The sequence below is a fragment of the Serratia sp. CY71090 genome (genome assembly GCF_052166845.1).
GTDB classification, from domain to species: Bacteria; Pseudomonadota; Gammaproteobacteria; order Enterobacterales; family Enterobacteriaceae; genus Serratia; species Serratia nematodiphila.
The window spans coordinates 56,341-79,194 of record NZ_JBJNOA010000003.1; the positions used below are offsets into that span (position 1 = coordinate 56,341).

The window sequence follows — 22,854 nt, forward strand, 5'->3', positions numbered from 1 at the left end:
GAGGCAGAGATGACGTTGTCATTGGAACTTCTCGAAGAGCACCGCATGTTCGGCGGCTGGCAACAGCGTTATCGCCACGCGGCGCAGAGCCTGAATTGCAACATGACATTCAGCATCTACCTGCCGCCGCCGCGCGATGATAACCCGCCGCCGGTGCTGTACTGGCTGTCGGGGCTGACCTGCAACGACGAGAACTTCACGTTGAAAGCCGGCGCGCAGCGCATCGCCGCCGAGCTGGGCCTGGTGCTGGTGATGCCGGACACCAGCCCGCGCGGCGACGAGGTGCCGAACGATGAAGGCTACGATCTGGGCCAGGGCGCCGGATTCTACCTGAACGCCACCCAGGCGCCGTGGGATCGTCACTTCCGCATGTACGACTACATCAGCGCCGAACTGCCGGCGCTGATCGCACAGCACTTCAGCGTCAGCGATCGTCAGTCGATCTTCGGCCACTCGATGGGCGGCCACGGCGCGCTGATGATGGCGTTTCGCAATCCGCAGCGCTTCCGCTCGGTATCGGCCTTCGCGCCGATCGTCAACCCGTGCCAGGTGCCGTGGGGCCGCAAAGCCTTCACTGCCTATCTGGGCAGCGACGAAAGCCAGTGGCTGCAGTACGACAGCTGCCATCTGCTGGCCAGCGGCGCGGAGAAAATGCCGGTCCTTATCGATCAGGGCGACGACGACCAGTTCCTGGCCGATCAGCTGCAGCCGGCGCGGCTGGCCGAACTGGCGCGCCAGCGCGACTGGCCGCTGACGCTGCGCATTCAGCCGGGGTACGATCACAGCTACTTCACCATCGCCACCTTCGTGGAAGATCACCTGCGCTTCCACGCCGAGCACCTGTTCCGCTGATAAAAAAATCCGGGCGGTTAAACCGCCCGGATTTCTTCAAAAGCCATCAATCAGAAAATCGATGGCAGCTTTAATTTGATTCCTGTGCTCATTGGCATTACCAACGGCCTTCCCGAGCTGTGAAATACGTACGGCAGCCATCTCATGCGTCATAACGAGAAACTTTTCGCCGTTTACCTCAATCTCCGGGCATAAGCGTGCAGAAATTTTAACCCTGACGTTATCCAAAGCATAAAGAGGGATCATTAACCGGGTCGAGAGGGCATCAATAAGATCGCTTTGAACGTCCAGTAAGTAGGGATAGGCTGATGCCGGATATGTATTGTCATATACGGTAAACTGCATATTTAAAATGTCCGATATTCATCAGACAACAAACCATTTTCTTCAGTGATACGATTAAGTTCTTCTAACGCCGCACGATTTTGCTCGCGCCACTGTTGAATCTCAATGTCCCTGACACGAACGCTCAATGCGTCCGTCAATACGGATGACACATTGACGCCCAGGGATTTTGCGCGCTGGAAAAGATCGCGATCGATGGTTACGTTGACTGTCTTTTTCGTCACATTGTTATTTGCCATATCCATTCCTCATCCCTGTAACATACACGGGTCAAATTTTCATCAATTATACTCGTAAAACAGGGGTATGCCAATTCAGCGATACCCTCACCCCTTCAGCTTCGGATCCAGCGCGTCGCGCAATCCGTCCCCCAACAGGTTGAACGCCAGCACGGTGATGAATATCGCCAGGCTGGGGAAGATCGCCACGTGCGGCGCGATCACCATATCGGCGCGCGCTTCGTTGAGCATCGCCCCCCACTCCGGCGTCGGCGGCTGGGCGCCCAGACCCAAAAACGACAGGCTGGCGGCGGTGATGATCGAGGTGCCGATGCGCAGGGTGAAATAGACTACGATCGACGACAACGTGCCCGGCAGAATATGCCGCAGAATGATGGTCCAGTCCGAGGCGCCGATGCTGCGCGCCGACTCGATATAGGTCAGGTGCTTCAGCACCAGCGTGTTGCCGCGCACCAGGCGAGCAAAGGCCGGAATGCTGAAGATCGCCACCGCGACGATCACGTTGGCCATGCCGCTGCCCATGATCGCCACCACGCCGATCGCCAGCAGAATGCCGGGAAACGCGAACAGCACGTCGCAGACGCGCATGGTGAGGCGATCCCACCAGCCCTCATAGTAGCCGGCCAGCAGCCCCAGCAGGGTGCCGATCGCCCCGCCCGCCAGCACCGAGAACACCCCGGCCGCCAGCGAAATGCGCGTGCCCATCAGGATGCGGCTGAAGATATCGCGCCCGAGGGAATCCACACCCAGCCAGTGCATCAGCGAAGGCCCCTCGTTCAGCCGATCGTAATCGAAATAGTTTTCCGCATCGAACGGCGCCAGATAAGGCGCCAGCAGCGCCGCCGCGATCAGCAGCAGCACCAACAGACCGGCGACCAGCGCCGCCCGCTGGCGGCGAAAACGCCGCCAAAACTCACCCCACGGCGTGCGTACCGCGTTGGGGTCAATAAGCGGCATCGCCTTCAGTGCAGCGTTGCGCCGCCAATGCTTAATCATGCCGCATCCTCATTGGTAACGAATCGCCGGGTTGATCGCCGCGTACAGCATATCCACCAGCAGGTTGATCAGGATGAACTCCAGCGAGAACAGCAGCACCTCGGCCTGGATCACCGGGTAATCGCGCATCTCCACCGAGTCCACCAGCAAGCGCCCCAGCCCCGGCCAGTTGAACACCTTCTCCACCACGATCGAACCGCCGAGCAGGAAGCCGAACTGCAGCCCCATCATGGTCACCACCGGGATCATCGCGTTACGCAGGCCGTGTTTCATCACCACCACGCTTTCCCGCACGCCCTTGGCGCGGGCGGTGCGCATGTAGTCCTCCTGCAGCACCTCGACGAACGAAGCGCGGGTGAAGCGCGCCATCACCGCCGCCACCGCCGCCCCCAGGGTTACCGAAGGCAGAATGTAGTGCCGCCAGCTGTCGGCGCCCACCGTCGGCAGCCACCCCAGCTCGACCGAGAACACCTGCATCAGCAGCATGCCGAGCGCAAAGGCCGGAAACGAGATCCCCGACACCGCCAGCGTCATGCCGAGGCGATCCGGCCAGCGATTGCGCCACACCGCCGACACCACGCCGATCGCCAGGCCGAACGCCACCGCCCACAGCATGCTGGTGACGGTCAGCCAGAAGGTCGGCAGAAAGCGCGAGGCGATCTCTTCGCTCACCGGGCGCTTGGACACCATCGAGGTGCCGAAGTCGCCCCGCAGCGCGTTGACGAAAAAGTGCGCGAACTGCTGCGGCAGCGGCTTATCCAGCCCCAAATCCTTGCGCACCAGCTGTACCACCGCCTCGTCGGCCTCCGGCCCCGCCGCCAGCCGCGCCGGATCGCCCGGCAGCAGGTGGACGAACAGGAACACCAGCACCGCCACGATCAGCAGCGTCGGGATCAGGCCCAGCAGTCGTTTCAGAAAATAATTGAGCATCTCATTCCTTCCCCCGCCCGCAGCCGCGTGGCCACGGGCGGGGATGGGCGCCTTATTTCAGATCGGCGTTATCAAAGTTGAACGAGGTATCCGGCATCACGTAGAAACCGCTCAGCTGTTTGCTGTTGGCCGACAACAGACGTTCGGTCGCCAGGAAGATCCAGGGCGCGTCGGCCCAGATGCGATCCTGCGCGTCCTGATACAGTTTCTGCTTCTCGGCGCGATCGGTGGTCGCCAGCGCGTCGGTCAGATCCTTGTCCACCTGCGGATTGCTGTAGAACGCGGTGTTGAACTGCTTCGGCGGCGCCGCCTGAGTGGAGAACAGCGGCGACAGCGCCCAGTCCGCTTCCCCGGTCGAGGCCGACCAGCCGGTGTAGAACAGCCGCACGCCGGTGTCTTTCACCCCGACGCTCTCCACCTGCGCCGCGCGCTGCCCGGCATCCATCGCCGTCACCGTCACTTTCACCCCCACCTGCGCCAGCTGCTGTTGGGTGAACTGCAGCACTTTCTGCGCGGTGCTGTGGTTGTGGGAAGACCACAGCGTGGTGGTGAAGCCGTTCGGGTAGCCGGCCTCTTTCAGCAGCTCGCGCGCCTTGGCCGGATCGTACGGCCACGGCTTATAGCGGGCGGCGAAATCGATCGCCGGCGGCACCGGCCCTTCCGCCGGCACCGCGTAACCGGCGAACGCCACCTTGATCAGCGCGTCCTTGTTGATGGCGTAGTTCAGCGCCTGGCGCACCTTCGGGTTGTCGAACGGCTTTTGGGTGACGTTCATGCTGATGTAACGCTGCAGGATCGACGGCGCGGCCACCACGTCCAGCTTGGCGTTGCCTTCCAGCACCTTGGCCTGCTCGTAAGGGATCGGGAAGGCGAAGGTCGCCTCGCCGGTCTGCAGCATCGCCGCGCGGGTGTTGTTATCCACCACCGGGCGCCAGGTGATGCTGTCGAGCTTCGGCAGCCCCGGCTGCCAGTAGCCGTCGAACTTCTTCACCTTGACGAAATCGGTCTGGTTCCAGGTCACGAACTGATACGGCCCGGTGCCGACCGGGTGGAAACCGATCTCCTTGCCGTATTGTTTCAGCGCCGCCGGCGAGATGATCGCCGCCGCCGGGTGCGCCAGATTGTTGACGAACGCCGAGAACGGCGCCTTCAGCACGATCTTCACCGTATTGGCGTCCACCGCCTCGGTTTTGTCGATCATCTTGAACAGGTTGTAGCGCTTGAGGTGGCTGTCCGGGTTGCTGGCGCGGTCGAGGTTGACTTTCACCGCCTCGGCGTTGAACGCGGTGCCGTCGTGGAATTTAATGCCCTGGCGCAGTTTGACGGTGTAGGTCAGGCCGTCTTTGCTGACCTCATAGCTGTCCGCAAGCACGTTCACCAGCTTCATGTCCTTATCAAAGCCGAACAGCCCCTGATAGAAAGACTTGGCCACCGCCTGCGACAGCGTGTCGTTGGCGTCGTAAGGATCGAGGGTGGTGAAGTTGGAGGCCACGGCGATCACCGCGTCCTTCGCCGCCCAGACCGGGCCGGTTCCCGCCGCCAGCAGTACGGCGGCCAACAGCGCATTGCGTTTGAATGTGTGCTTCATGTCGCTTGTCTCTCCTGAGGTCTTTAAAAAGCACCGGCGATCGGGTGGCGGGCGACAAAGTGCCCGGCGCCAACCTGCACCAGCGGTGCGGTAACGGGTTCATCGCCCAGCGCGCGCACCGGGCTGGGGATCTCATCGGCCGGCAGCGGCTGCCGTTTGTGGGCGTGAGCGGGATCGGCCACCGGCACCGCCGCCATCAGCTTGCGGGTGTAGGGATGCTGCGGATTGTCGAACACCGCCTGCCGCGGGCCGATCTCGACGATCTGCCCGAGGTACATCACCGCCACCCGGTGGCTGATCCGCTCCACCACCGCCATGTCGTGCGAAATGAACAAGAAAGCGATGCCGAATTCGCGCTGCAGATCGAGCAACAGATTGACGATCTGCGCCTGAATCGACACGTCCAGCGCCGAGACCGCCTCATCGGCGATCACCACTTTCGGGTTCAGCGCCAGCGCGCGCGCGATGCAGATGCGCTGGCGCTGGCCGCCGGAAAATTCGTGCGGGTAGCGGCGCGCATGTTCCGGCAACAGGCCGACGCGTTCCAGCAGCCAGGCCACCCGCCGTTCCGCCTCACGGCCGCGCATCACGTTGTGCACCAGCAGCGGCTCCATGATGGAGAAACCGACCGTCAGGCGCGGATCGAGCGAGGCGTAAGGATCTTGAAAAATGAACTGAATATCGCGCCGCAGGTGCTGCAGCGCCGCTCCCTTCAACCGATCGATTCGCCGCCCGGCGAAGGTGATGGTGCCGCTCTGGCTGTCCACCAGCTTCAGCAAAGAGCGCCCGGTGGTGGACTTGCCGCAGCCGGACTCGCCCACCAGCCCCAGCGTCTCGCCGGGGTAAAGATCGAAACTGACGTTTTCCACCGCGTGCACCCGGCGAGTGACCCGATTGAACAGCCCGCCGCGCAGATCAAAACGCGTGACCAGATGCTCCACCCGCAGGATCGGCGCGGCGTTTAACGGCACGTTATCCTGCGGTGCTTCATCGCCCTCGCCACCCGGCAGCGGAAACTTTGCTGGCAGCGGCCGATCGGCCATCGCCCCCAGCTTCGGCACCGCCGCCAACAGCGCCCGGGTATAGGCCTGCTGCGGCGTGGCAAACAGCTCGCGCACCCGATTTTGCTCCACCTGCTCACCGCGGCGCATCACCAGCACCCGGTCAGCGATCTCCGCCACCACGCCCATGTCGTGAGTGATGAAGATCACCCCCATCTGCATCTCCTGTTGCAGCACGCGGATCAGCTGCAGGATCTGCGCCTGAATGGTGACGTCGAGGGCGGTGGTGGGCTCATCGGCGATCAACAGCGCCGGCTTGCAGGAGAGCGCCATGGCGATCATCACCCGCTGGCGCATGCCGCCGGAAAGCTGGTGCGGGTAGCGCCCCAACACCTCTTTAGCCTCCGGAATACGCACCAGATCGAGCATGCGCAGCGCCTCCTGGCGCGCGCTGCGGTGATCCATGCCCTGATGCAAACGCAGCGATTCGGCGATCTGCTCGCCGACCGGAAACACCGGGTTGAGCGAGGTCATCGGTTCCTGGAAGATCATCGCCATGTCGGCGCCGCGCACCGTGCGCAGCGTGCTCTGCGAGGCGCGCGCCAGATCGAGCAGCGCGCCGTCGCGCCGGCGCAGCGTCATGGCGCCGCCGACGATGCGCCCGCCGCCCTGCTCCACCAGCCGCATCAGCCCCAGTGAAGTCACCGATTTGCCGGAGCCGGACTCGCCGACGATCGCCAGCGTCTCGCTGCGATCGAGCTCGAACGACAGGTTGCGCACCGCTTCCACGGCACCTTCCGATTGAGGAAAACTGATGCTCAGATCGCGCACCGACAGCACACGCTGCGGCGGCAATGACAACCCATCGCCAACGGGCCGAAATGAAACGTCGGTCATACACCCTCCCGGTGAACGCTTAGCGATAAATCCCGACGGACGGCGCATCGCCGACATAGCCAAAACCGCGGTACATCCCCTCGCTGTTGAACGGCAGCGCGATATTGCCGTGGCGATCGACGGCGATCATGCCGCCGCTGCCGCCCAGCGCCGGCAGCTTCTCCATCACCACCCGATCGCTGGCCTCTTGCAGGCTGAGGCCGCCGTATTCGATCAGGGCGGAGACGTCATAGGCCGCCACGCCGCGCATGAAGATTTCGCCGGTGCCGGTGCTGGAGACCGCCACCGTGGCGTTGTTGGCATAGCAACCGGCGCCGATGATCGGCGTGTCGCCTACCCGCCCGGCCTGCTTGTTGGTCATGCCACCGGTGGAAGTGGCGGCGGCGAGGTTGCCCAGCGCATCCAGCGCCACCGCGCCGACGGTGCCGAATTTGCGATCGGGATCGAGCGGTTCGCCGGCCTGCGCCGCGCCGTCGTGATCGAGCAAGACCCGCCCCTGCTCCGCCTGGGCACGGTGCAACTGATCAAAGCGTTCCTGGGTAAAGAAGAAGTCGGGAGTAACCATTTCCAGGCCGTGGGCGGCGGCAAACTTCTCGGCGCCTTCGGCGGCAAACAGCACGTGCTCACTGTTTTCCAGCACCGCACGCGCCGCCAGCACCGGGTTGCGGATATGGCTGACGCCGGCGACAGCGCCGGCGTCGCAGGTGCGGCCGTCCATCACGCAGGCGTCCAGTTCGTGGGTGCCCTGATGGGTAAACACCGAGCCTTTGCCGGCGTTGAACAGCGGGCATTCCTCCAGCAGCCGCACCGCTTCGGTCACCGCGTCCAGCGCGCTGCCGCCCTGCGCCAGTACCGCCTGCCCGGCGGCCACGATCTCGGACAGCGCCTGGATATACTGCCGTTCTTTTTCCGCACTCAGCGCCGCCCGGGTAATTGCGCCCGCGCCGCCATGAATGGCAATCACTGGTTTGCTCATTTGCCTGACACCCTGTGTTAATCCCGCCGTTGCGCAGCGAATAAGCTGAGCGCGGTATCATTATTATTCAGTCTTTTTCGACTCTATTTAGTCCTACAGTGGAAGTACAGCATAACGTCCACGTCCCGCTTTTAGCGTAGCGCGCTTAGACCATTTCGCACCTTGAAATAGCTTATTGGAATAAAAACAGCAGGTTATAAAAAGCGGCAAACCGCTGACAGTGCGGCTGGGATTATTGGTAATTTCGCGAGAGGAAATAGCGGCATGGCGTAATGAAATAAACGTTCGCGCTGAGTCACGCTTATTGTGGCGCCCGACCTGCTGTTTTTTCCCCGGCCGGGCGCAGATGATCCGACGATTAAAAACCCGAGCCGGGCTGCCGTAAAAAGGCCTCTTCTTCCGGCGTGCTGATGCGCCCCAATATTGCGTTGCGATGCGGGTAGCGGCCGAAACGATCGATGATCGCCTTATGCCGTAGCTCGAACTCCAGCTGGTCGCCGTTATTAAGCTCGGTATATAACACCAGCGCCTGCTGGTGGATCAGCGGTGATTCCGAATGCATGAACGGCAGATAAAGGAAACCGCGCTGCTCACGGCTCAGCCGTTCGCACTCGCCGCTGCGGATCGCCTCCTGCGCCAGGACCAGCGCCATGCCGTCGCAGGCGAACGACTGCGGCGTGCCGCGAAACAGGTTACGGCTGAACTGATCGAGCACGATCACCTCCGCCAGGCGCCCTTCGATGGTGTCGCGCCAGTGCGCCAGTTCCCCCGCCGCCGCCGCCCGCCAGATTTCGCCGAAGCGGCTATGCAGCAGACGATCGAAATCATCGTCCTTTTTGAACCACATCACCGGTTCGATCTCGTCGAACCAGAACTCGATAACCTGTTTATGCATCATGATCCTCCTCTGTTTTACGCAGTTTATACCCGTTCACGCTTCCGGCGCAGTGCGAAAGATGGCGGGCATACCCCGTTCTCCCCCCCGGCGTTCTCTGCCATAATAGCCGCACTTTGTCGCTATCATTGCGCACCCTGATTACGGAGTTCCCCTTATGGATCATTGCCATACTTCCGATCTCATCTCCCTGGAGCAAGCGCTGGAAAAAATGCTCGGGCAGATCGCCCCGCTGCAACAGACCGAATCCGTCGCGCTGACCGCCGCCGCCGGCCGCATCACCGCCGCACCGGTGGTCTCACCGCTCGACGTGCCGCCGTTCGCCAACTCGGCGATGGACGGCTATGCGGTACGCCTCGCCGATCTGGCGGCCAATGCGCCGTTGCCGGTCGCCGGGAAAGCCTTCGCCGGCGCGCCGTTCGACGGCCAATGGCCGGCCAACAGCTGCGTGCGCATCATGACCGGCGCGCCGATCCCGGCCGGGGCGGAAGCGGTTGTCATGCAAGAGCAGGCCGAAGTGAGCGACCAGGGCGTGCGTTTTACCGCCCCGGTAGAAGCCGGCCAGAATATCCGTTTAGCGGGTGAAGACATTCGCCAAGGCGCCAGCGTGTTGCCGGCCGGCGTGAAGCTGGGCGCCGCGCAGCTGCCGCTGCTGGCTTCGCTCGGCGTCGCCGAAGTGCAGGTGATGCGTAAGCTGAAGGTCGCGGTGTTCTCCACCGGCGACGAACTGCAGCCGGTCGGCCAGCCGCTGCAGGCAGGCCAGATCTACGACACCAACCGCTTCGCGGTGCGCCTGATGCTGGAGCAGATGGGCTGTGAAGTGCTCGATCTCGGCATTATCCGCGACGATCGCGATGCGCTGCGCGCCGCCTTCGAACAAGCGGACAGCCAGGCCGACGTAGTGATCAGCAGCGGCGGCGTCTCGGTCGGCGAGGCCGACTACACCAAACAGATGCTCGACGAACTGGGCCAGGTCAGCTTCTGGAAGCTGGCGATCAAACCCGGCAAACCGTTCGCCTTCGGCAAACTGGGACACACCTGGTTCTGCGGCCTGCCGGGCAACCCGGTTTCCGCCGCCCTGACCTTCTACCAGCTGGTGCAACCGCTGCTGGCGAAGCTGGCCGGCCACAGCGACTGGCGCCTGCCGCCGCGCCTGCGCGCCCGCGCGCTGACGCCGCTGAAGAAATCGCCGGGCCGCCTCGATTTTCAGCGCGGCGTGTTCAGCAGCAACGCCGCGGGCGAACTGGAGGTGAGCACCACCGGCCACCAGGGCTCGCACGTCTTCAGCTCCTACAGCCAGGGCAACTGTTTCATCGTGCTGGAGCGCGAACGCGGTTCGGTGGCGGCGGGTGAAACGGTGGAGATCGAGCCGTTCAACGCCCTGCTGAGGAGCTGAACATGCTGCCGGAATTGACCGACGCCGAAGCGCTGCGCTACAACCGCCAGATCGTGCTGCGCGGCTTTGACTTCGACGGCCAGGAGAAACTGAAGGCCGCCCGCGTGCTGATCGCCGGACTGGGCGGGCTGGGCTGCGCCGCCGCGCCATATCTGGCGGCGGCCGGCGTCGGCCATCTGGTGCTGGTGGATTTCGACACCGTCTCGCTCTCCAACCTGCAGCGCCAGATCCTGCACCGCGACGATCGCATCGGCCAGAGCAAAGTCGCCTCCGCCAGGCAGGAACTGAGCGCCATCAATCCGCATATCCGCATCGATGCCATCGACGGTCGTCTGGAAGATGACGCGGTCGCAGCAGAGATCGCCGCCTGCGATCTGGTGCTGGACTGCACCGACAACGTGGCGGCGCGCGACGCGCTGAACCGCCTGTGCCACGCACAGCGCAAACCGCTGGTTTCCGGCGCGGCGATCCGCATGGAAGGCCAGCTCAGCGTGTTCACCTATCAGCCGGGCGAGCCCTGCTACCGCTGCCTGAGCCGGCTGTTCGGCGACAGCGCCCTCACCTGCGTCGAGGCGGGCGTGATGGCGCCGCTGGTCGGCACTATCGGCACTCTGCAGGCGATGGAAGCCATCAAGCTGCTGGCCGACTACGGTCAGCCGCTGCGCGGCAAGCTGTTGATGTTCGATGCAATGAGCATGCAGTTCCGCGAGATGAAACTGCCGAAGGATCTGCACTGCGAGGTGTGCGGCGGGGAATGACGGATAAAAAAAAGGGCGGGATAATTCCCGCCCTGATGCGTTGCCGCGAGGGTTACACGATACCCTGGCTGCGCAGATAGTCTTCGTAGTTGCCGGTAAAGTCGATCACCTTGTTCGGGGTGATTTCCAGAATGCGCGTCGCCAGCGAGCTGACGAACTCACGGTCGTGGGAGACGAAGATCAGCGTGCCTTCGTACATCTCCAGCGCCATGTTCAGCGATTCGATGGATTCCATATCCAGGTGGTTGGTCGGTTCGTCCATCACCAGAATATTCGGGCGCTGCATCATCAGCTTGCCGAACAGCATGCGGCCCTTCTCACCACCGGACAGCACCTTCACTTTTTTCTTGATGTCGTCCTGGCTGAACAGCAGACGGCCCAGCACGCTGCGCACCGCCTGCTCGTCGTCTTTTTCCTGCTTCCACTGGCTCATCCAGTCGAACACGCTCAGGGTGTCGTCGAACTCGTATTCGTGATCCTGCGCGTAGTAACCGATACGGGCGTTTTCTGACCACTTGACGGTGCCGCTGTCCGGCTGCGCGTCGCCCACCAGCGTTTTCAGCAGGGTGGTTTTACCGATGCCGTTGGCGCCCAGCACCGCGACCTTCTCGCCCACTTCCACCATCAGGTTCAGCTTGCTGAACAGCGGGCCTTCGTCGAAGCCCTTGGTGAGCGCTTCCACTTCCAGCGCGTTACGGAACAGCTTCTTGTCCTGCTCGAAGCGGATGAACGGGTTCTGGCGGCTGGAGGCTTTCACCTCTTCCAGTTGGATCTTGTCGATCTGGCGGGCGCGGGAAGTGGCCTGCTTGGATTTGGAGGCGTTGGCGCTGAAGCGGCTGACGAACGATTGCAGCTCGCTGATCTGCGCCTTCTTCTTGGCGTTGTCCGCCAGCAGACGCTCGCGCGCCTGGGTGGCGGCGGTCATGTATTCGTCGTAGTTGCCCGGATAAACGCGCAGTTCGCCGTAGTCCAGATCCGCCATGTGGGTGCAGACCATGTTCAGGAAGTGACGGTCGTGCGAAATGATGATCATGGTGCTGTTGCGCTCGTTGAGCACGTTTTCCAGCCAGCGAATGGTGTCGATGTCCAGGTTGTTGGTCGGTTCGTCGAGCAGCAGGATTTCCGGATCGGAGAACAGCGCCTGCGCCAGCAACACGCGCAGCTTCCAGCCCGGCGCGATTTCGCTCATCGGGCCGTAGTGCTGCTCCACCGGAATACCCACGCCGAGCAACAGTTCGCCGGCGCGCGCTTCGGCGCTGTAGCCGTCCATTTCGCCGTAGGCCACTTCCAGATCGGCCACTTTATAGCCGTCTTCTTCGCTCATCTCCGCCATGGCGTAGATGCGGTCGCGCTCTTCCTTCACCGCCCACAGTTCGGTGTGGCCCATGATCACGGTGTCCAGCACGCTGTACTGCTCGAAGGCGAACTGATCCTGACGCAGTTTACCCAGGCGCTCGTTCGGATCGAGGAACACGTTGCCGCCGCTCGGCGCCAGATCGCCGCCGAGGATTTTCATAAAGGTGGACTTGCCGCAGCCGTTGGCGCCGATCAGGCCGTAACGGTTGCCGCCGCCGAATTTGACAGAGATGTTTTCAAACAACGGCTTGCTGCCGAACTGCATGGTGATGTTGTTAGTGCTTAACACAGCGCTCGCTCTTTATACATAGGGAATGTGATTTGGCGCGCATTATGCCACAACGGGGTGCAGAGATCGCGGGAAGTTTCGGTGACATTTTGAGCGCCTGCGGCATCCTATCCTTTTCGCAGGCAGCATAGTTGAATTAACGCGGCGGGAACTTCGCGGCAATCATCGCCGCCGTCGGCTGCACGCCGCCCAGGCTCCATTGTTCGGGCGCATGTTCATCGATTCTGACCCAAACCGACTGCCTGAACGCCGGATCGCCTCGCCCTTCTATCTCCACCAACAGATCGGTAATGCGGGACAGCAATTCGCTTTTTTGCCGTTCATCCAGCATGCCTTTCACCGTTTGCACATTAACAAATGGCATTATACTCTCCTTGAATATAGATAAGTCTAAAAGCAAGACTTAGACTAGCGAAGGAAAATGCCCATGTCAAAATCTCCCGATCTCCCTACCGTTTCTCTTGCCCTGTGCGGGCTGGCGCAGGCCGCGGACCTGCTTGGCGATCGCTGGACGTTGCTGATCCTGCGCGAATCATTCTACGGCGTTCGCCGTTTTGAAGAGCTGCGCGAGAATATCGGCGCTTCGCGCCAGGCGTTGAGCAACCGTCTGAATGCCATGGTAGAACAAGAACTGTTGGCCAAACGCGCTTACCGGGAGCCGGGCGAGCGTGAGCGACATGAATATGTCTTGACGGACAAGGGACGCAGCCTGGGGCCCATCCTGGTTGCGCTGATGGCATGGGGCCACCGGCATATTCTGCATGACACCCCCCACGTTCAACTGGTGGATAAACACAGCGGGCTGCCGGTGCAGCTGGCATTTATCGATGCGCAGGCCCGCGTGGTGCCTGAAAACGCGCTGCAAATGTCGGCCGTTGAGCTCCCCCGGGCCTGACTTACCCATTCTGGTCTACGCTTGATACCAGACTGATTTAGGACAAGGATGCTGAACCATGCCACACCTCTATAACACCGCGCTGCTGATCGGCGCCGCGCTGAGCGCCATCGCCGCCCTGCTGCATATTTGGGTGATCGCCGCCGGGCCGCGCGGCTATCGGCTGTGCGGCGCCGGCGATCGCTTCATTAAGGCGGCGGAAGCGGGTAAAAAGTTCCCGGCCGTCGTCACCGCCGGTATCGCGCTGGTGCTGTTTATTTGGGCGCTGTATGCGCTATCCGGTGCGGGCCTGATCGCGCCGCTGCCGCTTCTGCGGCCCGCGCTGTTTATCATCACCTTTATCTACCTGCTGCGCGGCGTCGCCGGCCCTTTCGCCCTGCGCGATACCGGCCGCAGCCAACGCTTCATCGTCGTCAGCTCGCTGATTTGCCTCGGTTTCGGACTGGTGCATCTGCTGGGGATGATGCAGCGCTGGGGGGCGTTGGCGTAACGCCCTGTTGCTGCAATACGGCAATAAACGCCTGCGCTGCGGCGCTGCGGTAAGCGCCTTGGCGCTGCAGCAACACCGCCTGCCGGGCCGGCATGGCGTTGGCCAGCGCCACCTTTTTCAACTGCCGGTTCTCACGCGCAATGGCGGCCGGCAACAGCGTGGCGAGCTGCCCCCGCCGCACGATCTCGACGATGGCACCCAGCGCATTGGCCTCCACCGCCACCAGCGGCCGGAAACCGAGCTGCGTGCAGTAGCGATCGATAAACTGGCGCGTGGCAAAATCGCCGCTCAGCAAGGCCAGCGGCAGATGTCGCCACTCCGCCAGCGTCAGCGGCCGACGCCGCGCAGCCAGGGGATGATCGGCGCCGACCATCAGTTCCAGCGTCTCGCTGAACAACGGCGTGGCTTCCACCTCCGCCGACTGCGCCATCTCGAAGGCAATCCCCAGATCCAACCTATCCTGCGCCAGCAACGCCTCGATCCGCTCTTGCGCCATCTCCTCAATGCTCAGCGTAATCCCCGGATAGCGGCGGTAGAACGCATCGATCGCCGGCCCCACCAGATAGGCGGTGAACGTCGGCGTCATCGCCAGCCGCAGATGGCCGCGCGCCAGCGTCGCCACGTCATGGATCGCCCGCGCGCCGGCGTCCAGATCCTGCAGCGCCAGCCGCGCATAGCGCATCCAGGCCTCACCGGCGTCGGTCAGCTGCACCCTTCTGCCGCTGCGATCGAACAGCGGCGCTCCCAGCGCATCCTCCAGCTGTTTGATCTGCTGCGACAAGGTCGGTTGCGAGACGTGCAGCGCTTCAGCGGCGCGGGTGAAATTGCCCTGTTCGGCCACGGCCAGAAAATAACGGATATGTCGCAACAGCATAGCGCCCCAACTATTAGTAATACCTATAGCCATCATTATAAATGGGTCTTAGACCCTATAGCCAGAAGCGTTCATCATGCCGTCATCGCTTACCCCCCAGGGAGAAAAACAATGAAAGAGGTGATTGAGGGTTTCCTGAAGTTCCAGCGCGAAGCCTTTGTTGAACGCACGGCGCTGTTTCAGCGGCTGGCGACCCGCCAAAATCCGCGCACCCTGTTTATCTCGTGTTCCGACAGCCGCCTGGTGCCGGAGCTGGTCACCCAGCGCGAGCCGGGCGATCTGTTCGTGATCCGCAATGCCGGTAACATCGTGCCTTCTTTCGGCCCCGAACCCGGCGGGGTGACCGCCTCGGTCGAGTACGCGGTCGCCGCGCTGGGCGTGGAAGATATCGTGATCTGCGGCCATTCCGACTGCGGCGCGATGACCGCCATCGCCACCTGTCAATGTCTGGATCACCTGCCGACGGTCGCCGGCTGGCTGCGTTACGCCGATTCCGCCAAGGCGGTCAATCAGGCTTATCCGCATGTCTCCGACGAGGCCCGGGTCGCGTCGATGGTGCGCGAGAACGTCATCGCCCAGCTCAACAACATCAAAACGCACCCTTCCGTCGCCCTGGCGCTGGATCAGGGCCGCCTGACGCTGCACGGCTGGGTCTATGACATCGCCAGCGGCGCTATCGAGGCGCTGGACGGCGAAACCCGCCGCTTCGTGCCGCTCGCCACCCATTCCGAGGTGACCGCCACCCCGGCGATCGCCCGTTTTTAAGCCAACAAAAGGAGCCAATATGACACACTCTCTGCATAACGCCGCCCCGCGCGAAGCGCTCACCGACACCATCATGGCCGCCAAGATCCGCCTTAATCTGACGTTCGAAGCGCTGGCCGAGGGCACCGGCTTCAGCCTGGCGTTTGTCACCGCCGCTCTGCTGGGGCAGCATGCGCTGCCGGAACCGGCAGCGCGCACCGTGGCGGCCAAGCTGGGGCTGGATGAAGAAGCGGTGCAGCTGCTGCAAACCATCCCGCTGCGCGGCAGCATTCCCGGCGGCGTGCCGACCGACCCGACCATTTATCGTTTCTATGAAATGCTGCAGGTCTACGGCTCCACGCTGAAAGCGCTGGTGCACGAGCAGTTTGGCGACGGCATCATCAGCGCCATCAACTTCAAGCTGGATATCAAGAAGGTCGCCGATCCGGACGGCGGCGAACGCGCGGTGATCACCCTGGACGGCAAATACCTGCCGACCAAGCCTTTCTGATTGGCCTTGCGCCGGCGGCCCGCGTCGCCGGCAAATTGACAGCCAACCGGCCATTGGCTACATTAACTGCGCTGAAACGCCGCCCTGGCGTTTTTCACTGCCCGAGGCCTGTATGTTGGAGATTGTAACCACCCGATAGTCGCTTCCTTGCCGCATGGCGAGGGACTCTGACGTATCCGACGCGCGTTTGCGCGGGGATGCGCGTATCTGGGGTTATTACAGGATCTCCCAACATGAACATTTCCAAAGCGGAACAACGCGTGCTGCACGTGTTGGCCAAAGGCGGCTATATCGCCTTCACCCGCAACGACGCCGGTCGCGTCACCCACGTCGAATGCTACACCCGCGAAGGGCTCGGCCTGGCCGACTGCTCGCTGGCCGTTTTCACCAAGCTCAAAACCAAACGCCTGATCCTCTCTCGCCAGGGGCGCCCTTATCGCGTCACCTTCGCCGGGCTCAAGGCCGTGCGTGCGCAGCTGGATAACCGTTAATCATCGATACCGGCCGGGCAGCCAGCCCGGTCGGCTCAGCCTTATTGAATCAGGATACAACCATGAACATCACGTTACGCCACGAAACGCCGGCCGACGTCGGCGCCATCGCCACCCTGACCGCCGCCGCATTCCTGCACGCCGAACACAGCAGCCACACCGAGCAGTTTATCGTCAATGCGCTACGCGCGGCAGGAGCCCTCACCCTGTCGCTGGTCGCCGAGCACAATGGCACACCGCTCGGGCACGCGTCCGTCTCACCGGTCGTGCTCAGCAACGGCGCCGTCGGTTGGTACGGGCTGGCGCCGGTATCGGTGCTACCGGCCTGTCAGAACCGGGGGATCGGCAGCCGGCTTATTCGCCAACTGCTGGCCGAGCTGCAGGAACGCGGCGCCGCAGGCTGCGTAGTGCTGGGCGAGCCAAACTATTACGGCCGTTTCGGCTTCCAGGCGCAGGACGCGCTGACCCTGCCGGGCGTGCCGCAAGACTACTTCCGCGCCATCGCCTTCCAGGGCGCGCTGCCGTGCGCGGAAGTCGCATTCCACGCTGCGTTTAACGCCAAAGCGTAACCCTGTTGCCGGCGCCGTCATGGCGCCGGTTTTCAGTCCCGTTCGCCATAACGCAAGACGGCCATCCCTTCTTCTTCCGCCGGGAAAAAAGTACTGTGCCAGGCGCTCAAACTCCGTTTCGCTCAGTGTAAACGGGTTGCAGGATGGGTTTACATAACGTTCTCCGGTCATTGCCGGAGGGGGGATAAAAAAACCCGCCTGCCGGCGGGTTTTTATTGGCGACACACGCGCTACCCCACCCTTTGGAGAAGGGTGATAATAATTAGCGCGAATGAGCGGTAGGATTTTTTCATAGCTAATGAATATGACAACCGTACGCCGTTGTCAATTCGCCGTCATCAATCCCTGTTCTCGCACAAACTCGGTGAATAAACTCACTTTCTGCTGCACATGCCGGCGCGTCGGGTAAACCGCGAAGACCTGATGCACGTCGGCAATCTGTTCAGGGAACAGCCGCACCAGCCTGCCGGCGGCGATCTCGGGATCCGCCACGAACGACGGCAGCGAACCGATGCCCAATCCCGCCACCAACATATCCCGCAGCATCAGGCTGTTGTTGGCGATCAACCGGGGAGTGAACGCCACGCTCAGGCTCTCCTCGCCGGCGGTGAACTGCCACTGCCCCGGCCTTTCCGCCAGGGAATAGGCCAGACAGCTGTGTCGCTGTAATTCATTCGGCGTTTGCGGCATGCCGTGCTGCGCCAAATAGCCGGGCGCGGCGCAAATTCGCTGGTGCACTTCACCCAGCGCCCGGGCGCTGAGGGAAGAGTCCGGCAGCCGTCGGCGAATGCGCAAGGAAATATCGAAACCAGCCGCCACTACGTCCAATACCCTGTCGTCCAGCGTCAGTTCCACCTGCAACTGCGGGTAACGTTGCATAAACAGCGGCAACAGCGGCGACAGCACCGTCAGGCCGAATGAGAGCGGCGCATTGACCCGCAGCGTGCCGGAGACCTGCTGCGCGCTGGCGGCAACCGTCTGTTCCAGCGCGTCGAACTCGCCGAGCAACCGACAGGCTTCCTGGTAATAGATCTGCCCGGCTTCGGTCAGGCTCATGCTGCGGGTGGTGCGCACGAGCAACAGCGTCCCCAGCCGGCTTTCCAACTGCTTAATCTGCTTGCTCAACGCCGCCGGGGTGATCGCCAGATCCTCCGCCGCCTTATAGAAACTGTTGCGCTCAACCACGCGGCGAAAGGCGCGCATCGTCAGTAGCACGTCCATATTATGTCCTGATAGTTAATTATAAATTCAATAAAACACAGATTATTAACCCCAACAACCTAAGTAGACTTTATCCAACCGCTTCCCTGAGTGGTAAGTGAATTTAATCTACTGATAATAATGGAGTTAATAATGAAAAAGACCCTGTTCGCCCTGATGCTCGGCCTGAGCGCCGCCACCGCCACCGCCCCCGTCGCCGCGCTGGCGCAATCCCCCGCCGCCGATAGCCGCCAGGCGGGTTATGTGCAGCCGCTGACCGCCGACAACAGCCTGTTGCTGTTGGTCGATCTGCAGGACATGTTCGGCATGACCATTTCCTCTATCGATCAAACCAATCTGGTGAATAACGCCGCCGGCATCGCCAAGGCCGCCAAGGTGTTCAACGTGCCGACCATTCTGGCCTCGGCCAACGCCAAAAGCTTCGCCGGGCCGGTATTCCAGCAGGTGACGCAGGCACGCCCGGACCTGCAGGTGTACGACCGCACCGCCATCAACGTCTGGCAGGATCGGCGCGTGGTGGATCTGATCAAACAATCCGGCCGCAAGAAAATCATCATCGGCGGGCTGTGGACCGCCAGTTGCGTGATGTTGCCGGCGCTGTCCGCCCTGGGCGAGGGGTATGAGGTTTATATCCTGTCGGACGTCACCGGCGACATTACGCCAGACAGCCAAAACAACGCCATGCAGCGTCTGGTTCAGGCGGGCGCCACGCCCATCAACTGGGTAGCGTTGATGCTGGAATGGCAGCAGGACTGGAGCCGTAAAGCCACGGCGGGGGGCGTATTGCAGATCGCTCGCGACCACGGCGCCGCCTGGGGGATGGGCGCCAGCTACGCCGGGGCGATGAAGGTGGGCAGCGAGGCGAAATAGCCGGTGAAAGCCCGCCGGCGGCGGGCTTTTTCTCAGGTACGGTGATAACAACGGCTATCCTGCGGCGCCTGGTCGCGACTCTCCAGCCCGTAGTCCCGCACCACCTCCGCCACCCGCAGGCGATACTGCGCCAGCACCTCGCCACGGCCGCGCGCCTGCGCCGCCCGGTGCTGCTCGAGATTGCGCCACTGCTGCACCGCCGTTTCGTCGCGCCAGAAGGAGAGCGACAGCAGGCGCGCAGGATCGGCCAGGCTTTGAAAGCGCTCGATGGAAATGAATCCGTCGATCTGCGCCAGCAGCGGCTTCAGCCCCGCCGCCAACGTCAGATAGGTATCGCGCTGCCCGTCGGCAGCCTGCAGTTCAAACATCACGGCAATCATCCTCGTCTCCTCTCAACGGTAAAATTCCGGCACGCGCGCATTGAGCGAACGGCGCCACTGCACCGATTTCAGCGCCCGCTCATCAATATCCAGCGGACACGGGCGCACAGCACCAGAATGCGATAGCCACAGGCTAGCGATGGACGCGCCGTCATACTTCGTCTAACCTCGAAGTATGCATAACATCGAGATAGAAGATCGTTTAGCGGCGCTGAGCGCCGCCATCGCCGACCGCACCCGGGCGCGCATGCTGTGCCTGTTGATGGACGGGCGCGCCTACACCGCCACCGAGCTCAGCGCGGCGGTCGAGGTCGCCCCGTCTACCGCCAGCGCACATCTGGCGAAGCTGCTGGAGCAGCGGCTGATTGCCTGCGTCAAACAGGGGCGCTATCGCTATTTTCGGCTGGCCGGGCAACCGGTGGCCGCAGCGCTGGAGGGGCTGATGGCGCTGGCGGGCGCGCCGCGCCCGTCGGTGAAAAGCAGCACGCCCACCTCGCTGCAATATGCTCGCACCTGTTACGACCATATGGCGGGCGAGGTGGCGGTGAAGCTGCACGATCGGCTGCATGCGCTGAACTGGCTGACCGGCGAAGAAGACTACCGGTTAAGCGACATCGGTCAGGCCGCGCTGGCGCGGCTGGGCGTCGATTGCTCCCCCGCTCCCACCCGCCGCCGCTTCGCCTGCGGCTGCCTGGACTGGAGCGAACGCCGCTCTCACCTCGGTGGCGCGCTGGGCGCCGCGCTGTTAGCCGCCTTTATCCAACGCGGCTGGATCGTCCGCCGGCTCGACAGTCGCGAACTACAGCTGACCCCCGCCGGTAAAAAAGCGCTGGCCGCACATTTTGACCTCACGGTGTAACCCGGCGGCGGGGTAGTTTTACTGCAATACTCAAGGGGTACGCTTAAACGACCCCGCCAACCCGAGGAGTTTCCATGCTCGATTCCACCCAATTCCCGATCGTCAAACGCTGGCCGGCTCAGCACCCGGAACGGCTGCAGCTCTACTCTCTGCCGACGCCGAACGGCGTCAAAGTGTCCATCATGCTGGAAGAGATCGGCCTGCCTTATGAAGCGCACCTGATCGACATCGGCAACAACGAGACCTGGACGCCGGAATTCCTGGCGCTGAACCCGAACGGCAAGATCCCGGCGATCATCGATCCCGACGGCCCCGGCGGCCGGCCGCTGCCGCTGTTCGAATCCGGCGCCATTCTGCTCTACCTGGCGGAAAAGAGCGGCCGTTTCCTGCCGCAGGATCCGGCGCAGCGTTATGAGACCATTCAGTGGGTGTTCTTCCAGATGGCCGCCGTCGGCCCAATGTTCGGCCAGCTCGGTTTCTTCCACAAATTCGCCGGGCGCGAATATGAAGACAAGCGGCCGCTGGAGCGTTACAAGAATGAATCGAAACGCCTGCTCGGCGTATTGGAAACGCGCCTTGAAGGCCGCGACTGGATCATGGGCGCGGACTACACCATCGCCGATATCTCGCTGCTGGGCTGGGTGCGTAACCTGATCGGCTTCTATGAGGCGCGCGAGCTGGTGGCGTTCGACAGTTTCCCGCGCGTCGCGCAGTGGCTGGAGCGCGGTTTGGCGCGGCCGGCGGTGCAGCGCGGGCTGGCTATCCCGGCGCGCGCGGCCTGATCGTCAAACGGGATGGCCGCCGGGCCGTCCCGTCTTTCATTGTCATAAAATTGTCATCCCTCTGCTCTACTCTCCTTTCGTAACAATTTGATGTTATTTACATTGTTGTATTACGACAAGGAGCTTACCCCATGCAACCTGCTGTATCTCTGATCGCCGGCGCCGTGCTGTCCGCCCTGCTCTGTTCCTCCGCCATCGCGGCGGAAACCTCGGCCAATGCCGATGGCCTGACCGAGCGCGCCGCGCGCGGCAACCTCGCCGAACCGGGCGGCGCCCGTCGTCTGGCCGGCGATCAGACCGCCGCGCTGAAGGCGTCGCTGTCGGACAAAACGGCGAAAAACGTGATTCTGCTGATCGGCGACGGCATGGGGGATTCCGAGATCACCGCCGCGCGCAACTACGCTGAAGGCGCAGGCGGTTACTTCAAGGGCATCGACGCTCTGCCGCTGACCGGGCAATACACCCACTACTCGCTGGACAAGAAAACCCACAAGCCGGATTACGTGACCGATTCCGCCGCCTCCGCCACCGCCTGGGCCACCGGGGTGAAAACCTATAACGGCGCGCTCGGCGTGGACGTGAACGGCAAAGATCAGCCGACGCTGCTGGAGATCGCCAAGGCGGCCGGCAAGGCCACCGGCAACGTCTCCACCGCCGAGTTGCAAGACGCTACGCCGGCGGCGCTGGTGTCGCACGTCACCTCGCGCAAATGCTACGGCCCGGAGGAAACCAGCGAGAAATGCGCCGCTAACGCGCTGGAAAACGGTGGCCGCGGCTCCATCACCGAGCAGTTGCTGAAAACCCGCGCCGACGTCACGCTGGGCGGCGGCGCAAAGTCCTTCAACCAGCTGGCGAAAAGCGGCGAATGGCAAGGAAAATCGCTGAAAGATCAGGCGGCAGCGCAGGGTTACCAGTGGGTGAGCAACGCGGATGAGCTGCAGGCCGTTACGCTGGCCAACCAGCAAAAACCTCTGCTGGGTCTGTTCGCCGACGGCAACATGCCGGTGCGCTGGCTGGGGCCGAAAGCCAGCTATCACGGCAACCTCGACAAGCCGGCGGTAACCTGCGAAAACAACCCGGCGCGCACCGCGGCCACGCCAACGCTGGCGGCGATGACCGAAAAAGCGATCGCGCTGTTGAAAGATAACCCGAACGGCTTCTTCCTGCAGGTAGAGGGCGCGTCGATCGATAAGCAGGATCACGCCGCTAACCCGTGCGGGCAGATTGGTGAAACCGTCGATCTGGACGAAGCGGTGCAAAAAGCGCTGGCCTTCGCCCGCGCCGACGGCAACACGCTGGTGATCGTCACCGCCGACCATGCGCACGCCAGCCAGATCGTCGCCGCCGACGCCAAAGCGCCGGGCCTGACCCAGATGCTGACCACCAAAGACGGCGCGCCGATGACCCTCAGCTACGGCAACTCGGAAGAAGAGTCGCAGGGGCACACCGGCACCCAATTGCGCGTCGCGGCCTACGGCCCGCACGCCGCCAACGTGGTGGGATTGACCGATCAGACCGATCTGTTCTTCACCATGCGCGATGCGATGGGCATCAAATAACCGCCTTCTGCACGATGGCCGCCCGCAACGGCGGCCATTTATTATTGGTTACCGATAGGTATTTGCAATTTAACCGCAATTATTGTGTGAT

At 62.5% G+C, this 22,854-nt stretch carries 26 protein-coding genes; 13 read left to right on the forward strand and 13 right to left on the reverse strand.

Annotated features, from left to right (window positions below):
• The first annotated feature begins 9 nt into the window (after nucleotides 1-9).
• Nucleotides 10-852 (forward strand): S-formylglutathione hydrolase, encoded by an 843-nt coding sequence (fghA, locus tag ACJ8OK_RS06550; RefSeq protein WP_048322602.1) that lies wholly within the window; start codon nucleotides 10-12, stop codon nucleotides 850-852.
• A gap of 36 nt (nucleotides 853-888) precedes the next feature.
• Here fghA and ACJ8OK_RS06555 read toward each other — a convergent pair whose 3' ends face one another.
• From ACJ8OK_RS06555 to ACJ8OK_RS06590, 8 genes are all read right to left on the reverse strand, one after another.
• Nucleotides 889-1,197, reverse strand: coding sequence for a CcdB family protein (locus ACJ8OK_RS06555; protein ID WP_033633716.1), 309 nt, complete (start codon nucleotides 1,195-1,197; stop codon nucleotides 889-891).
• A gap of 2 nt (nucleotides 1,198-1,199) precedes the next feature.
• On the reverse strand, nucleotides 1,200-1,442 hold the full coding sequence (locus ACJ8OK_RS06560; protein WP_078061989.1) for a type II toxin-antitoxin system CcdA family antitoxin: 243 nt from the start codon (nucleotides 1,440-1,442) through the stop codon (nucleotides 1,200-1,202).
• A gap of 81 nt (nucleotides 1,443-1,523) precedes the next feature.
• Nucleotides 1,524-2,432, reverse strand: a complete 909-nt coding sequence (gene gsiD / locus ACJ8OK_RS06565; RefSeq protein ID WP_019454428.1) for a glutathione ABC transporter permease GsiD — start codon at nucleotides 2,430-2,432, stop codon at nucleotides 1,524-1,526.
• 9 nt (nucleotides 2,433-2,441) lie between these two features.
• Nucleotides 2,442-3,362, reverse strand: coding sequence for a glutathione ABC transporter permease GsiC (gene gsiC, locus ACJ8OK_RS06570; RefSeq protein ID WP_060559032.1), 921 nt, complete (start codon nucleotides 3,360-3,362; stop codon nucleotides 2,442-2,444).
• Between the two features lie 52 nt (nucleotides 3,363-3,414).
• Nucleotides 3,415-4,950: a glutathione ABC transporter substrate-binding protein GsiB gene (gene gsiB, locus ACJ8OK_RS06575; protein WP_004938996.1), complete on the reverse strand. Its 1,536-nt coding sequence runs from the start codon at nucleotides 4,948-4,950 to the stop codon at nucleotides 3,415-3,417.
• A gap of 23 nt (nucleotides 4,951-4,973) precedes the next feature.
• Nucleotides 4,974-6,848, reverse strand: coding sequence for a dipeptide ABC transporter ATP-binding protein (locus tag ACJ8OK_RS06580; RefSeq protein WP_274850687.1), 1,875 nt, complete (start codon nucleotides 6,846-6,848; stop codon nucleotides 4,974-4,976).
• Nucleotides 6,849-6,867: 19 nt separating this feature from the next.
• Nucleotides 6,868-7,824, reverse strand: coding sequence for an isoaspartyl peptidase/L-asparaginase family protein (locus ACJ8OK_RS06585; protein WP_004938998.1), 957 nt, complete (start codon nucleotides 7,822-7,824; stop codon nucleotides 6,868-6,870).
• 358 nt (nucleotides 7,825-8,182) lie between these two features.
• Nucleotides 8,183-8,719: a DUF924 family protein gene (locus ACJ8OK_RS06590; protein WP_004938999.1), complete on the reverse strand. Its 537-nt coding sequence runs from the start codon at nucleotides 8,717-8,719 to the stop codon at nucleotides 8,183-8,185.
• A 157-nt stretch (nucleotides 8,720-8,876) separates the two neighbouring features.
• Between ACJ8OK_RS06590 and moeA the strand changes: the two genes are divergently transcribed.
• Together moeA and moeB are read left to right on the forward strand one after the other, a co-directional pair.
• Nucleotides 8,877-10,115 carry a molybdopterin molybdotransferase MoeA gene (gene moeA, locus ACJ8OK_RS06595; RefSeq protein ID WP_048322594.1) on the forward strand — a complete coding sequence of 413 codons (1,239 nt, stop codon included), beginning with the start codon at nucleotides 8,877-8,879 and terminating at the stop codon, nucleotides 10,113-10,115.
• Between the two features lie 2 nt (nucleotides 10,116-10,117).
• On the forward strand, nucleotides 10,118-10,873 hold the full coding sequence (gene moeB / locus ACJ8OK_RS06600; protein ID WP_338910138.1) for a molybdopterin-synthase adenylyltransferase MoeB: 756 nt from the start codon (nucleotides 10,118-10,120) through the stop codon (nucleotides 10,871-10,873).
• 52 nt (nucleotides 10,874-10,925) lie between these two features.
• On the opposite strand, the gene ACJ8OK_RS06605 is transcribed toward moeB, so the two are convergent.
• Nucleotides 10,926-12,518, reverse strand: a complete 1,593-nt coding sequence (locus tag ACJ8OK_RS06605; RefSeq protein ID WP_048322591.1) for an ABC-F family ATPase — start codon at nucleotides 12,516-12,518, stop codon at nucleotides 10,926-10,928.
• Nucleotides 12,519-12,654: 136 nt separating this feature from the next.
• Complete coding sequence (locus ACJ8OK_RS06610) at nucleotides 12,655-12,882, reverse strand: tautomerase family protein (protein ID WP_004939015.1); 228 nt, start codon at nucleotides 12,880-12,882, stop codon at nucleotides 12,655-12,657.
• Nucleotides 12,883-12,945: 63 nt separating this feature from the next.
• Here ACJ8OK_RS06610 and ACJ8OK_RS06615 point away from each other — a divergent pair, with 63 nt between their 5' ends.
• Nucleotides 12,946-13,413, forward strand: coding sequence for a winged helix-turn-helix transcriptional regulator (locus ACJ8OK_RS06615; protein ID WP_048322589.1), 468 nt, complete (start codon nucleotides 12,946-12,948; stop codon nucleotides 13,411-13,413).
• Between the two features lie 58 nt (nucleotides 13,414-13,471).
• Entirely contained in the window at nucleotides 13,472-13,903 is a 432-nt protein-coding gene (locus ACJ8OK_RS06620) for a hypothetical protein (RefSeq protein WP_033633722.1), read from the forward strand.
• Here the strand turns inward: ACJ8OK_RS06620 and cynR are convergent.
• Nucleotides 13,827-14,777, reverse strand: coding sequence for a transcriptional regulator CynR (gene cynR, locus ACJ8OK_RS06625; protein ID WP_166729738.1), 951 nt, complete (start codon nucleotides 14,775-14,777; stop codon nucleotides 13,827-13,829). The genes ACJ8OK_RS06620 and cynR overlap by 77 nt on opposite strands.
• A gap of 111 nt (nucleotides 14,778-14,888) precedes the next feature.
• Here cynR and ACJ8OK_RS06630 point away from each other — a divergent pair, with 111 nt between their 5' ends.
• The 4 genes from ACJ8OK_RS06630 (at nucleotide 14,889) to ACJ8OK_RS06645 (ending at nucleotide 17,092) form a co-directional block, all read left to right on the forward strand.
• Entirely contained in the window at nucleotides 14,889-15,542 is a 654-nt protein-coding gene (locus ACJ8OK_RS06630; protein WP_033633724.1) for a carbonic anhydrase, read from the forward strand.
• A gap of 19 nt (nucleotides 15,543-15,561) precedes the next feature.
• Nucleotides 15,562-16,032 carry a cyanase gene (cynS, locus tag ACJ8OK_RS06635; RefSeq protein ID WP_033633725.1) on the forward strand — a complete coding sequence of 157 codons (471 nt, stop codon included), beginning with the start codon at nucleotides 15,562-15,564 and terminating at the stop codon, nucleotides 16,030-16,032.
• 233 nt (nucleotides 16,033-16,265) lie between these two features.
• Complete coding sequence (locus ACJ8OK_RS06640; RefSeq protein WP_004939031.1) at nucleotides 16,266-16,523, forward strand: YjhX family toxin; 258 nt, start codon at nucleotides 16,266-16,268, stop codon at nucleotides 16,521-16,523.
• Nucleotides 16,524-16,585: 62 nt separating this feature from the next.
• On the forward strand, nucleotides 16,586-17,092 hold the full coding sequence (locus ACJ8OK_RS06645; protein ID WP_442530468.1) for a GNAT family N-acetyltransferase: 507 nt from the start codon (nucleotides 16,586-16,588) through the stop codon (nucleotides 17,090-17,092).
• A gap of 324 nt (nucleotides 17,093-17,416) precedes the next feature.
• Here the strand turns inward: ACJ8OK_RS06645 and ACJ8OK_RS06650 are convergent, their stop codons facing one another.
• A complete protein-coding gene (locus ACJ8OK_RS06650; RefSeq protein WP_033633728.1) occupies nucleotides 17,417-18,313 on the reverse strand; it encodes a LysR family transcriptional regulator in 897 nt (298 codons plus the stop codon).
• 132 nt (nucleotides 18,314-18,445) lie between these two features.
• Here ACJ8OK_RS06650 and ACJ8OK_RS06655 point away from each other — a divergent pair, with 132 nt between their 5' ends.
• Nucleotides 18,446-19,183 (forward strand): isochorismatase family protein, encoded by a 738-nt coding sequence (locus tag ACJ8OK_RS06655; protein ID WP_033633729.1) that lies wholly within the window; start codon nucleotides 18,446-18,448, stop codon nucleotides 19,181-19,183.
• Between the two features lie 32 nt (nucleotides 19,184-19,215).
• On the opposite strand, the gene ACJ8OK_RS06660 is transcribed toward ACJ8OK_RS06655, so the two are convergent.
• The gene (locus ACJ8OK_RS06660) at nucleotides 19,216-19,563 is read right to left on the reverse strand and encodes an antibiotic biosynthesis monooxygenase family protein (protein WP_442530469.1); all 348 of its coding nucleotides are present in this window, start codon (nucleotides 19,561-19,563) and stop codon (nucleotides 19,216-19,218) included.
• A 175-nt stretch (nucleotides 19,564-19,738) separates the two neighbouring features.
• On the opposite strand from ACJ8OK_RS06660, the gene ACJ8OK_RS06665 reads away from it, so the two are divergent.
• The 3 genes from ACJ8OK_RS06665 (at nucleotide 19,739) to phoA (ending at nucleotide 22,763) form a co-directional block, all read left to right on the forward strand.
• Nucleotides 19,739-20,422, forward strand: coding sequence for an ArsR/SmtB family transcription factor (locus tag ACJ8OK_RS06665; RefSeq protein WP_164122757.1), 684 nt, complete (start codon nucleotides 19,739-19,741; stop codon nucleotides 20,420-20,422).
• A 74-nt stretch (nucleotides 20,423-20,496) separates the two neighbouring features.
• A complete protein-coding gene (locus tag ACJ8OK_RS06670; RefSeq protein WP_004939065.1) occupies nucleotides 20,497-21,204 on the forward strand; it encodes a glutathione S-transferase N-terminal domain-containing protein in 708 nt (235 codons plus the stop codon).
• A 131-nt stretch (nucleotides 21,205-21,335) separates the two neighbouring features.
• A complete protein-coding gene (phoA, locus tag ACJ8OK_RS06675; protein WP_033633733.1) occupies nucleotides 21,336-22,763 on the forward strand; it encodes an alkaline phosphatase in 1,428 nt (475 codons plus the stop codon).
• Nucleotides 22,764-22,854: the final 91 nt, after the last annotated feature.

What these genes read in the sequence shown, in the direction of transcription:
- fghA (WP_048322602.1), top strand. Translation starts at nt 10, where the DNA reads ATGACGTTGTCATTGGAACTTCTCGAAGAGCACCGCATGTTCGGCGGC.
- ACJ8OK_RS06555 (WP_033633716.1), bottom strand. Translation starts at nt 1,197, where the DNA reads ATGCAGTTTACCGTATATGACAATACATATCCGGCATCAGCCTATCCC.
- ACJ8OK_RS06560 (WP_078061989.1), bottom strand. Translation starts at nt 1,442, where the DNA reads ATGGATATGGCAAATAACAATGTGACGAAAAAGACAGTCAACGTAACC.
- gsiD (WP_019454428.1), bottom strand. Translation starts at nt 2,432, where the DNA reads ATGATTAAGCATTGGCGGCGCAACGCTGCACTGAAGGCGATGCCGCTT.
- gsiC (WP_060559032.1), bottom strand. Translation starts at nt 3,362, where the DNA reads ATGCTCAATTATTTTCTGAAACGACTGCTGGGCCTGATCCCGACGCTG.
- gsiB (WP_004938996.1), bottom strand. Translation starts at nt 4,950, where the DNA reads ATGAAGCACACATTCAAACGCAATGCGCTGTTGGCCGCCGTACTGCTG.
- ACJ8OK_RS06580 (WP_274850687.1), bottom strand. Translation starts at nt 6,848, where the DNA reads ATGACCGACGTTTCATTTCGGCCCGTTGGCGATGGGTTGTCATTGCCG.
- ACJ8OK_RS06585 (WP_004938998.1), bottom strand. Translation starts at nt 7,824, where the DNA reads ATGAGCAAACCAGTGATTGCCATTCATGGCGGCGCGGGCGCAATTACC.
- ACJ8OK_RS06590 (WP_004938999.1), bottom strand. Translation starts at nt 8,719, where the DNA reads ATGCATAAACAGGTTATCGAGTTCTGGTTCGACGAGATCGAACCGGTG.
- moeA (WP_048322594.1), top strand. Translation starts at nt 8,877, where the DNA reads ATGGATCATTGCCATACTTCCGATCTCATCTCCCTGGAGCAAGCGCTG.
- moeB (WP_338910138.1), top strand. Translation starts at nt 10,118, where the DNA reads ATGCTGCCGGAATTGACCGACGCCGAAGCGCTGCGCTACAACCGCCAG.
- ACJ8OK_RS06610 (WP_004939015.1), bottom strand. Translation starts at nt 12,882, where the DNA reads ATGCCATTTGTTAATGTGCAAACGGTGAAAGGCATGCTGGATGAACGG.
- ACJ8OK_RS06615 (WP_048322589.1), top strand. Translation starts at nt 12,946, where the DNA reads ATGTCAAAATCTCCCGATCTCCCTACCGTTTCTCTTGCCCTGTGCGGG.
- ACJ8OK_RS06620 (WP_033633722.1), top strand. Translation starts at nt 13,472, where the DNA reads ATGCCACACCTCTATAACACCGCGCTGCTGATCGGCGCCGCGCTGAGC.
- cynR (WP_166729738.1), bottom strand. Translation starts at nt 14,777, where the DNA reads ATGCTGTTGCGACATATCCGTTATTTTCTGGCCGTGGCCGAACAGGGC.
- ACJ8OK_RS06630 (WP_033633724.1), top strand. Translation starts at nt 14,889, where the DNA reads ATGAAAGAGGTGATTGAGGGTTTCCTGAAGTTCCAGCGCGAAGCCTTT.
- cynS (WP_033633725.1), top strand. Translation starts at nt 15,562, where the DNA reads ATGACACACTCTCTGCATAACGCCGCCCCGCGCGAAGCGCTCACCGAC.
- ACJ8OK_RS06640 (WP_004939031.1), top strand. Translation starts at nt 16,266, where the DNA reads ATGAACATTTCCAAAGCGGAACAACGCGTGCTGCACGTGTTGGCCAAA.
- ACJ8OK_RS06645 (WP_442530468.1), top strand. Translation starts at nt 16,586, where the DNA reads ATGAACATCACGTTACGCCACGAAACGCCGGCCGACGTCGGCGCCATC.
- ACJ8OK_RS06650 (WP_033633728.1), bottom strand. Translation starts at nt 18,313, where the DNA reads ATGGACGTGCTACTGACGATGCGCGCCTTTCGCCGCGTGGTTGAGCGC.
- ACJ8OK_RS06655 (WP_033633729.1), top strand. Translation starts at nt 18,446, where the DNA reads ATGAAAAAGACCCTGTTCGCCCTGATGCTCGGCCTGAGCGCCGCCACC.
- ACJ8OK_RS06660 (WP_442530469.1), bottom strand. Translation starts at nt 19,563, where the DNA reads ATGATTGCCGTGATGTTTGAACTGCAGGCTGCCGACGGGCAGCGCGAT.
- ACJ8OK_RS06665 (WP_164122757.1), top strand. Translation starts at nt 19,739, where the DNA reads ATGCATAACATCGAGATAGAAGATCGTTTAGCGGCGCTGAGCGCCGCC.
- ACJ8OK_RS06670 (WP_004939065.1), top strand. Translation starts at nt 20,497, where the DNA reads ATGCTCGATTCCACCCAATTCCCGATCGTCAAACGCTGGCCGGCTCAG.
- phoA (WP_033633733.1), top strand. Translation starts at nt 21,336, where the DNA reads ATGCAACCTGCTGTATCTCTGATCGCCGGCGCCGTGCTGTCCGCCCTG.